Annotated in this window: 13 protein-coding genes and 1 pseudogene; all 14 read left to right on the forward strand. The window is 27.4% G+C overall.

The window, feature by feature from the left end:
* Positions 1–930: 930 nt before the first annotated feature.
* Entirely contained in the window at positions 931–1,275 is a 345-nt protein-coding gene (locus OYV_RS05340; RefSeq protein WP_011160867.1) for a chromosome segregation ATPase, read from the forward strand.
* Between the two features lie 65 nt (positions 1,276–1,340).
* Positions 1,341–2,075, forward strand: a complete 735-nt coding sequence (locus OYV_RS02540) for a hypothetical protein (RefSeq protein WP_011160868.1) — start codon at positions 1,341–1,343, stop codon at positions 2,073–2,075.
* A 49-nt stretch (positions 2,076–2,124) separates the two neighbouring features.
* Positions 2,125–2,532 carry an SVM family protein gene (locus tag OYV_RS02545; RefSeq protein WP_011160869.1) on the forward strand — a complete coding sequence of 136 codons (408 nt, stop codon included), beginning with the start codon at positions 2,125–2,127 and terminating at the stop codon, positions 2,530–2,532.
* Between the two features lie 33 nt (positions 2,533–2,565).
* Complete coding sequence (locus OYV_RS02550) at positions 2,566–2,901, forward strand: SVM family protein (protein ID WP_011160870.1); 336 nt, start codon at positions 2,566–2,568, stop codon at positions 2,899–2,901.
* Positions 2,902–2,997: 96 nt separating this feature from the next.
* On the forward strand, positions 2,998–3,195 hold the full coding sequence (locus tag OYV_RS04850; protein ID WP_148169637.1) for a hypothetical protein: 198 nt from the start codon (positions 2,998–3,000) through the stop codon (positions 3,193–3,195).
* Positions 3,196–3,200: 5 nt separating this feature from the next.
* Positions 3,201–3,449, forward strand: coding sequence for a hypothetical protein (locus OYV_RS02555; RefSeq protein WP_041624789.1), 249 nt, complete (start codon positions 3,201–3,203; stop codon positions 3,447–3,449).
* Positions 3,450–3,454: 5 nt separating this feature from the next.
* A complete protein-coding gene (locus tag OYV_RS02560; RefSeq protein WP_041624791.1) occupies positions 3,455–4,096 on the forward strand; it encodes a YqaJ viral recombinase family protein in 642 nt (213 codons plus the stop codon).
* A 75-nt stretch (positions 4,097–4,171) separates the two neighbouring features.
* Positions 4,172–4,786, forward strand: a complete 615-nt coding sequence (gene tmk / locus OYV_RS02565) for a dTMP kinase (protein WP_011160872.1) — start codon at positions 4,172–4,174, stop codon at positions 4,784–4,786.
* Positions 4,786–4,953, forward strand: a complete 168-nt coding sequence (locus tag OYV_RS05050; RefSeq protein ID WP_172642358.1) for a hypothetical protein — start codon at positions 4,786–4,788, stop codon at positions 4,951–4,953. Before tmk ends, OYV_RS05050 begins: the two co-directional genes overlap by 1 nt.
* Entirely contained in the window at positions 4,922–5,533 is a 612-nt protein-coding gene (locus OYV_RS02570) for a hypothetical protein (RefSeq protein ID WP_011160873.1), read from the forward strand. The genes OYV_RS05050 and OYV_RS02570 overlap by 32 nt, the downstream gene beginning before the upstream one ends.
* 4 nt (positions 5,534–5,537) lie before the next feature.
* Complete coding sequence (locus OYV_RS02575) at positions 5,538–7,037, forward strand: replicative DNA helicase (RefSeq protein ID WP_042068134.1); 1,500 nt, start codon at positions 5,538–5,540, stop codon at positions 7,035–7,037.
* 10 nt (positions 7,038–7,047) lie between these two features.
* A complete protein-coding gene (locus OYV_RS02580) occupies positions 7,048–8,373 on the forward strand; it encodes a toprim domain-containing protein (RefSeq protein ID WP_011160875.1) in 1,326 nt (441 codons plus the stop codon).
* 19 nt (positions 8,374–8,392) lie between these two features.
* Entirely contained in the window at positions 8,393–9,031 is a 639-nt protein-coding gene (locus OYV_RS02585) for a hypothetical protein (protein WP_011160876.1), read from the forward strand.
* 501 nt (positions 9,032–9,532) lie between these two features.
* Positions 9,533–10,035 (forward strand): annotated as a pseudogene (locus OYV_RS02590) (IS3 family transposase); the annotation flags it as partial.

A 10,035-nucleotide genomic window follows, 5' to 3' on the forward strand; every position in this document is an offset into this window, starting at 1 on the left:
AATTAACCCATCAAATCGAAAATCCTTCAATTACCAATATACAAACACCATCCACCCAACAAACACAAAAACCAACCATCATAAAAAATGAAGAACCAAATATAACTAATAATAACGAATCTAAAACAGAAATAACTCAAGAAGAAAGTACAACTGGCAACCTTAACAATCCCTGATAAAGGTTCAGTTGAAAAATCTCCAACTGAACCTATCTTATTACAACAAGAACAACTCCAACAAACACCATCACTTGGCGAGGAATTAAAAGAAACTAACCAAACAACAGAAACACAACAACTAACTCCTGAAGAAATCATCAAAGCCAAACACTTATTAGAAATTCAACTTCAACAAGAAAAAATTAATAGTTTAACTTTAGAAACACAAAAAGCTAATTTAGAACATGATTTAACTCAAAAACAAGAAGAATTAGAAAATAATCAAAAACTTTCTGAACAAGAAAAACAAGAACTTCAAAAAGAAATCAATCAACAAACTGACAAAATCCGTTCTAAAGAAAACGAAATCTTTACCCAAGACCAAAAGATTAATCAACTAGAAACTGATCTTCATCAAGAAAAAACCATTAACACTGAAAAAGAAAAACAAATTAATGAATTAATCAATCAAATCAACGAAAAACAACAAATTAACGACCAACTCCAAACCCAACTCCAAGAACAAAAAAACTTAATCGAAATCAAACAACAAGAATTAGAAACCAACCAACAACTATCAGAACAACAAAAACAAGAACTCCAAACCGAAATTACTCAATTACAACAAACTTTAACAACAAAAGAAAAAGAATATCAAGAAACTATCCAACAAAAAGACCAAGAAATCACCCAACTAAACCAAATCATCCACGAACAAGCCAATGAAATTAACCGTTTAAGCGAAGAATTAGAACAACAAATCGATAAATGGGTGCAACAAGGTCTTCACATTGAAGCTTTAGAAGGAACCATTAAAGCTTTAGAAAACGCGTCTAGTAAATATATCGAAGAAAACGCCGAACTCCGTCATGAAATCAATAAACTTAAAGAACAACTAAAAGACGAACAAAAATCCCACGAAGCCACTAAAGTAACCTTAAAAGAAAAAAGTGATAAATTAACCCGCGAAACTGAAGTATATACCCACCTCAAAGAAACCATAGATAACCAAAAAACCTGGAAAGGTTCCCTTCAACCTGTTAAAGATAAAATCATTGATTACGCAAATAAAACAGTCGATAAAGTAACCTCTTGGTTTAAACGAAGATGGTTTTAATAAATATTAAAAATTAAATATGTTAAAATAGTAATATATTTAAAATTACCCAAAAGGGGCTAAGAATGTTTAATATCATCAAAAAAACAATTAAATGGATTTTTATCATATTAGGGGTACTTCTTTTTTTATTGATTGGTTGGATTGTTTTAACCGAAATGAACATCATTAAATTACCGAAAGAAGAAATCCCTATTTTAAAAGAAACCAAAGCTGATATAAAAAAAGAATGGGATGAAACTGATCATAAAGGAAGAATACAACCAATGATTGAAATTCATTACACTTTTGATGGTCTTAATGGGATTGGTTATTATCAACAACAATTTCAAGCCAAAAAAGGTAGTCATCACAATATTTTAACCGCTCAAGAACGTATCGAATCCCAACCTGAACCCACTAACCTCGCTAGTTACATCAAAGACCGTCATCCTTTCGACCGTTGGAATAAAGATGGTGATACCTATAATCACACCACTTTTAACGGCTTTAACAGCGCTCATTTCTATACCAAAGATGACAGTTATTTAGATAATTATGTTAATTTCGAAAAACACGAACACAAAGGCCCAGGTTACAACAAATTAATTCTTAAATACAAAGGTCCAAAACACTTCTTAGAAGACGACAAAGATTACTACCTTGGTCGTGCATTTGTTCATAACTCCAATTTCAAATTAACCAATTTCCACCTCCACTTCAACCCTGTCCGTAAAACTTTATCTCTTTACCAAGATAAACATAATTATGATAAAGTTAAAGAGGTTAAAAATGGAAAAAATCAACCTGGATGGACATAAAAATATCAACTTTAAATTCCAGGAATAAAATAAAAGGAGTTTTTAATTAATGTTTAAATTTCAACATAATTTATTATTCTTGAATATATTTATATTTATTTTATTAGGATTTTTTTTAATTACTAATAATAATCAAGTGATAGCGGCCCCTCATGAAGAGCGTGTTGGTGATATGAGAATCGTTAATATAACTTTTTCAGATATTAATAGTATTAAAAATTTTCAACCATTTTCACAATATTTTGATTTTACACTAACTGGTCCACGTTATAATGGAAATATAGCACAATTTGCAATGATTTGGAAAATTAAAAATCCACCTCATAATTTATTAGGTGTTTTTTTTGATAATAATACAAGAGACGATGAAGATGATAAATATACTTTAGAAGAATTAAAACAAATGGGTAATGGAGCAAAAAATATGTATATTTTTTGGCAATATGAACAAAAATAATTTTTCTGAATTAATAAAAGGAGTTTTTAATTAATGTTTAAATTTCAACATAATTTATTATTCTTGAATATTTTGCTATTTATAGTTTTAGAAATGTTCTTAATTACTAATTATTTTCATCAAGTAATGGCTGCGCCTAAAAAACATGGAAAAGATATAATTTCATCCAAGGAAGAAGTAAAAGATAATGTAAAAAAATATTACGAATTATATAATACTCTTGAAAATTATTCAGAAGAAGAAAGGAATAAAATTATTCAAATGTTATCAGATCCAGCAATAATAAAAACATTAGAAGAAAAAATTAAAGAAACTAAAACTCATGAAAAAGGTTCTTCTTACAAAAAACCTGATAATTTAAAAAAATAATTTAAAATTAATTTTTTTAAAAGCAAACCAAGACCCTCATCAGGGTCTTTTTTTTATTTAACAACATACAACAACTTGGAAAGGAAACCAAAAACCATGTTCATCAAAAAAATCTTTCAATCTTTACCTAGTAATCTCATCTTTTTCATCATCATTTTACTTTTATTTATTCCAATTATAATCGTTTATTATGTCATTAAATTCTATCTTTTCACCGTCAAACTAAGTATTCACCAATTAAAAAAAGGAATAGTGGTTCAATTTTATCAACATTTAACCACGAAGCGACTTTAATTATCATGTGGAATTTAATTAATACTTGGTTAACTAAGTTAAATAATAACCTTAAAACTATAAGTGATTATTTCTTTACTTATCAAAATCAATGGTTAAATTTAGGTTTATTAACAATTATTTTATTATTTCTTCCTCATCTTTTATATCTAATTGATTTTCTTTTTAAATGTCTTTATCATATAATTAAATTTATTTATTATTTAGGAAAATATCTTTTCTTATTATTTCAAAAACTTTTTAAGAAAGAATGATTATTATGCAAATCAAAAACTTAAATCAACACACCAAATTATGGTATCAACATCGCAAAAAATATATTAACGCTTCCGAAATCGCTTCCATTACGGGGTTAGATCCTTTTCGTTCGATGAAACAATTAGTTCATGATAAACTCTTTGGCACGACTTTTACTTCCAATCAATACACTCTCCATGGCCAAAAAATGGAACCTATCGCTAGAGAATTTTTCAATCAAAAAACCAATTTAACTTTCGAAGACACCATTTTCACTGATGACAAGGTTAAAATGTTTTCGGCTTCTTTGGATGGCTACAACGAAAAACATCAAGCTGTTTTAGAAATTAAATGTCCTTATGTGAATAAAAACCAAGCAGTCTCATCCACTTGGACTCATTTTTTAACTCACCCTCAGCTCGAAAATATCCCCCAATATTACTGGGCCCAAGTTCAATGTCAACTATATTGTAGTCAAGCTAACTTCGCTTACTTTTTAGTTTATTTTAATGACCAAAACTATCATGTAGTCCGCATTTACCAAAATAAAACCTTTATCATCAAAATGATTCAAGACAGTCAAAAATATTTAGAACTTTTGATTAAAGTTACAGAAGAATTAACAAAAACCACTTATTTAAAACAATTAAGCAAAATCAAATAATTTATTCATATTTTTAGACCTTCAATTTGAAGGTCATTTTTTTATACCCAAATATAAAAATCAAAGGAGAAATCAATGATGAAATTAATCGTTTTTGAAGGCATTGACGGGAGTGGAAAAACTTCTCTTATTCACGCCCTTCAACCCCTCTTAAAAACCCCTCATCAACTGTATCAAGGATTAGGAAGTAGTTCACTTGGGAAGGAAATTAGAGATTTATTTTTAAATTTTCAACAAGTAGATTATCTCACTCGTTTTTATTTAAGTCTCGCTAATATGGCTCAAATCCAAGTAGAATTATTTAAAAATAAACAATTAATCATCTTAGACCGTTGGTTACCATCTACTTATGCTTATCAATTATTTCCTTTTTTTAAGGAAAAGAAACTAACTAATTTACCTTTAAAACAAATTTTCAATATCAATCATGAAACTATTTTAAAAAAACCTGATTTATTAATTTATTTAGAGATTGACCCTCAAATCGGAAAAACCAGAAAGAAAAAACAAAAAAGCCACCAAAGAGATCTGATTGAAAGAAAATCATTAACTTATTTTCAAACCGTGTGCCAAGGATACAAACATTATCTCACTCATTACACTCGTGACATTAAACAATTAATCTTAAACGGAACCGACCACATTCCATCTAATATTCAAAAAATTATGAAATATTTAGGAGAAATCTAATGGCTATTGTTATTAAGAAAAAATGTAAAAATGGTAATCTTTATTTTTATTACCATAATGGAAAAATTAAAACTCTTAAACCTGATGGGACTATTACCTGGAAAACCAAAAAAATTAAGAAAGGAATAATCAAAGATGTTAACAAATACCAGTTTTTACCACATTAAACAATTTAACACTAACGCTCAATGTGTTAATATTTTAAAAAAACTTTTTTATCAAACATCATTTTCATTTACTTTTAATAAATATATGATTCATCATCACTCTCTTCTTGATAAATATTTAACTGATAACAACTATAACTCCCAAAGCCAAAAAGTCATCCGCGGAAAAATTAACGAATACCTTATTTTACTCTATTTTCAAAACCAAGGCATCATTCATTTATATCCTCAAGTTTATTTATTCTTCATCCCAGATATTAAATTTGATTTAGTATTATTCTCCCAAACCAAGCGCATAATTGCCTTCAATTTCAAAACATGCCTTCGTGAACGCTATAAACAAGCCATGGTAGAAGGACAACAATTAAAAAAATTAGACACACGTTTTGAATATTATTTATTAACCAATGATGCCACCGAAACCCAAAGACTCAACAACAAAATTACAAATGGTAAAGTCCAAGGCATCAATCAAGTCATTAATTTATTTTCTCCCGAAGCTAATCTTTTTTTCAAAAACCTAATACAAAAAAACTTCATCCCTTTCAACAACATTAATTTAATTAAAAATAAGGAGTAAAATAATGAATCATTTAACTAACGAACAACAAGCCTTAACCCAAATCATTAATTATATCGAACAAGGCCAATGGGAAAAATTAAACCTTTATTGTCAAATAATCAACCCTAAATATCTTCAAGAAGCCCATCATCAAAAAATCTTTAACGCTTTAAGATATTTATTTTTAGAAAGAACCATATCTCATCCGTGGGACAAAATCACTACCAAACCCATCATTATCAAAGAATTACTCGCCTATCTTCAAACCCATTTTCCCCAAGATCACTTTACGAAAGAATCATTATTTTTTTTAAATAATGATTTTAGTAAGGAAAATAACCTTAATTTTTTAGCTAACTTAAAACATACCTATACCCAAGAAAAACTATTTCAACAATTAATAAAAATCATTAGCCCCGCATACGAAAACCAAGACCCTTACCACAAAAATTTATATTACCAAGAAATATTTGATAAATTAAGGAATTTTATCTCTTCAATTCCTCATAAAAATGATAAAAATCTCTTTAATTTAAACCAAATGGTCTCTTTACATCCTGAATTTTTTGAAACCGATAATACCGCAAAACAAAAAATTCAAGAAGAATATTACCGCTTATCAGAAACTTTCAAAGGACTAAACCAAGCTACCAAGGGATTTAAAAAAGGTCAAATCATCACCATTGGCGGTTATACAGGGTTAGGAAAAACCACTTTTGTTTATAATCTGCTGTTAGATATCGCCAAAACCAAGTATCAAGAAACTCACCATCATCCCCATCTCTTAATTTTTTCTTATGAAATGACCTTAGAAGAAAATTTAAGTCGTTTATTATCTCACCAAACTAAAATTCCTTTAAATGTTATTTTAGATAAAAATTTGGAAGATTCAAGTATCACACAACAAACCTACATGGAAAGGATGAATGACACTAAACAATTCTTTTCTAAACTTAACTTATCCTTTAGTTATGATAAAACTAAAAAAATAGATTATATCATTGATTTAGTTTATCGCCTTTATTTAGAAGCAAAAGTGGAAATCATTGTCATCGACCATCTCCAAATCACCAAAGCGACTAATCATTTTGATAATGACCGCCTAGCCATTGACGAAATCATGACTAAACTTAAAGAAATCGCTATAGAATTAAATATTGTTATTATCATTTTATCTCAATTTTCCCGAGATACTTATTCTAATTATAATGGTAAATCACCAGAAATCACCGCTTTAAAAGGTTCAGGAGGGATCGAAACTAACTCAGATATCGTCTTAATGATGTCTGAATTCCAACCCAAACTATCAAAAGATAAAACAAAACCTTTTAATATCTATAATTCAACCTTAAATCAACTATATTTAGAATCTGATAATAACGATAATCAAAAAATCATTGAAGTAAATATCAAAAAAAACCGCAGTGGCGCCAAAAAAACCTTAATTTATCATTTTGAAATGACTACCCAAACCTTCCAAGAAATCGGTTATGTTTTACCTTATCAAATCGAAACTTTTTAAGGAGTAAATAATGAATAATCAAACTAAAATTAACCACATCAAAACTAATTTCCCTATGTCGGTTTTATTAAAAAAATTAAATATTCTCCCACCAAACTTCAACGACAAATATCGCTTCCCTTGTCCCATCCATCAAGGTCAAAATCCAACAACTTGTCATATCAATGAAAACAACAATATTCATTGTTGGAAATGTGGTCGTGATTATGACGTAATTGATGTTTATCAAGAAGTTAGAAGAAATAAAAACTTTCCTGAGGTTGTTAATAGAATTTATCATTTTATGAAAACTCAAGAATTTAAAACTTTAAACCAACAAGAAAAAGAAAGCAATAAAATAACCACTAATCCTTTTAAAAAACCATATCAATCCCAAACATCTCATCCAATTGATGAAACCCAAATCCAACTCATCAAAAACCAATTATTTAAAGAAATCTCACCCTTATTTAATCAAATTAGAGATTATTATCATTATTTATTAACTTCTAATCGAAATAACGAAAGTCATTTAGGAATAGAATATTTAACCCAAAAAAGAAAACTAACTCTAGAAACCATTAAAGAATTTAAATTAGGATACGCCCCTTTATCTAATAAACCTTTATCTTTTCGATTCATCAATTTTTTAAAAAAGAAAAACATTAACATTGATAAATTATTAGAATATGGTTTTATTAAAGAAAAAACCAACCATCAAGGAACAAAATACTATCACGATACTTTTCATGGTTCCATCATTATCCCTATTGAAAATGGTTATCATCAAACTTTTCATTTTTATCAAAACCATTTTCGCGAGACTAGTTATTTCCAACCCAAATACCAATCTTTAACGAATTTCAGTCAAACACCCACTTTTTATTTCAGTTATCGTTTTTTTGAAGCTTTACCATATATTAAACAAACAAAAACCATCATCATTCATGAAGGTTTTTTTGATGTTATAAGTTGTTATCAATATGGAATTAAGAACGTGGTCGGTCTCATTTGTGTCACTCAATTACTTTCTCAAGTTCAAATAGAAATCCTCAAAACAGAAAACATCAAAGTTATTATCGCCTTAGACAACGACGAAACAGGGAGAAAACGCAGTGAAGTCTTAGGAAAACAACTAAAATTAAATCAAATCCCTTATGAAATCCGCAGGATTTTACCACCATATGATGAAACTTGTAAAGATGTTGATGATTTATTACGTCAATATGGCAAAACAGCTTATCAAAAATGTTTTTTAGACCCATATATTACTTATGAAGAGGCTAGAAAAAAAATCATAGTCGATTTAGCCATTCATTTTTTTGGTAAAGATAAAGTAGAAATTATTAACGAATAATTAAAAGGAGAAATTAAAAATGAATGATACCAGTCAAGAAATTAGAATCGGGGGTTGGAATACGAAAACCACCCCTAACGATTTAACTCAAATTAAAAACTTTTTAAAAATATTAAAAGAAGATTTAATCAATCTCACTATTATCTCTCATTCTAAAAAGAAAAATACCTACCAAGAAGCTAATTACCGTCCGAAAAACCAAACTCTCTTTGTCGACCTACAAATCTTAGAAGAAATTAAACAAACGAAAATTACCTTAATTAATGATAATTTCTCTTCTAGTAATAGTAAACCATTACTTTCTGATTTAACCCCTCTTAAAAGCCAAAAAAACCCCCTTAAACACCTTTATCCTCTTTTCCAAATCAATTATCAAAATGAATCTAAAAACAACATCAAAGAATTAATTGGCAAAATTGATGTAAATAAATTAGAAACTTTACAATTATATCAATTAGACTCTCAAAAGCGAGATAAATATAATAAAACCATTAAAACTAACTACAAAAAAGGCTTAAACATCATCTATTATCACCAAGAAGATTTAAAATATATTCATTTCTTCTTAACTAAAGCCAAACAAGGTTATCGGGTGAAAAAGTTACGTTCTGGTTATTTATCAAATTTAAATAAAAAAGAATTAAAAACAAATAAATAATTTATAAAATTACCATTTTATTACCATTAAGTTACCTTTTTATTACCATTAAGTTACCTTTTTATTACCACTTTATTACCACTTTATTACCGTTTTATTACCATCTTATTACCACTTTATTACCACTTTATTACCATTTGCCTCTTTAAAAAACCTATATAAAGATTAACCTATTTAAAGAGTGATACTTTATATTTATATTTTATATCGATAATGATAATGATAATCGATATTTGATATTATCGAGTTTATCATTTTTAATCATTATTATTTATCGATATAAAAAAACTCCTTTTTTTGGTAATTTTATTTTTTTAATTTTATTTCAATCATTAAATCAACTTTAATTTTAAGTTAATAGCCTTACCAAGTATTTATATATGTATTTTTAAAAAACAAAAAAGATTAACGCTTGAAGTGCTTATATATAACTGATTTTAGAGTTATAATAGTTAATATATAAATATATTTAAAATAATTTCTAAGATAATTGGTATTAAGATGCAAAAATTAAAACAAAAAATTAAATTATTACAAAAAATTATTGAAAAGATTAAAAAAATTGATAAAAAATGGTTTTTTATTTAGTGAACCAATTCAATCCAAATCTTGATTTAACCACCATTTTAAAAACAATCCAAATTAAACGAAGTACTTATTACTATTGGTTAAAAATAAAAGATAAACTAAAAGAAAAAGAAGAAAAATACTTTTTACAAGAAAAAAGAATAGAAGCTTTATGTTTACATCATCAATATTTTTACGGTCATCGCAAAATCACTGATTTATACCAAAAAACTTTTAATGAATTCATTACTAAGAAAAAAGTTTATCTCATTATGAAAAAAAATAATATTTGTTGTTGTTTAAGACCTAAAAAAAATTTTACTTACCGTAATTTAACAAATAATCTCCAAATAATCCCTAATTTAATCAATCAAGATTTTATGGCCACGAAACCTCTTCAAAAAATCTTTACTGACATCACTTATTTCAAAACTAAT

The organism is 'Chrysanthemum coronarium' phytoplasma (assembly GCF_000744065.1).
GTDB lineage: Bacteria > Bacillota_I > Bacilli_A > Acholeplasmatales > Acholeplasmataceae > Phytoplasma > Phytoplasma asteris.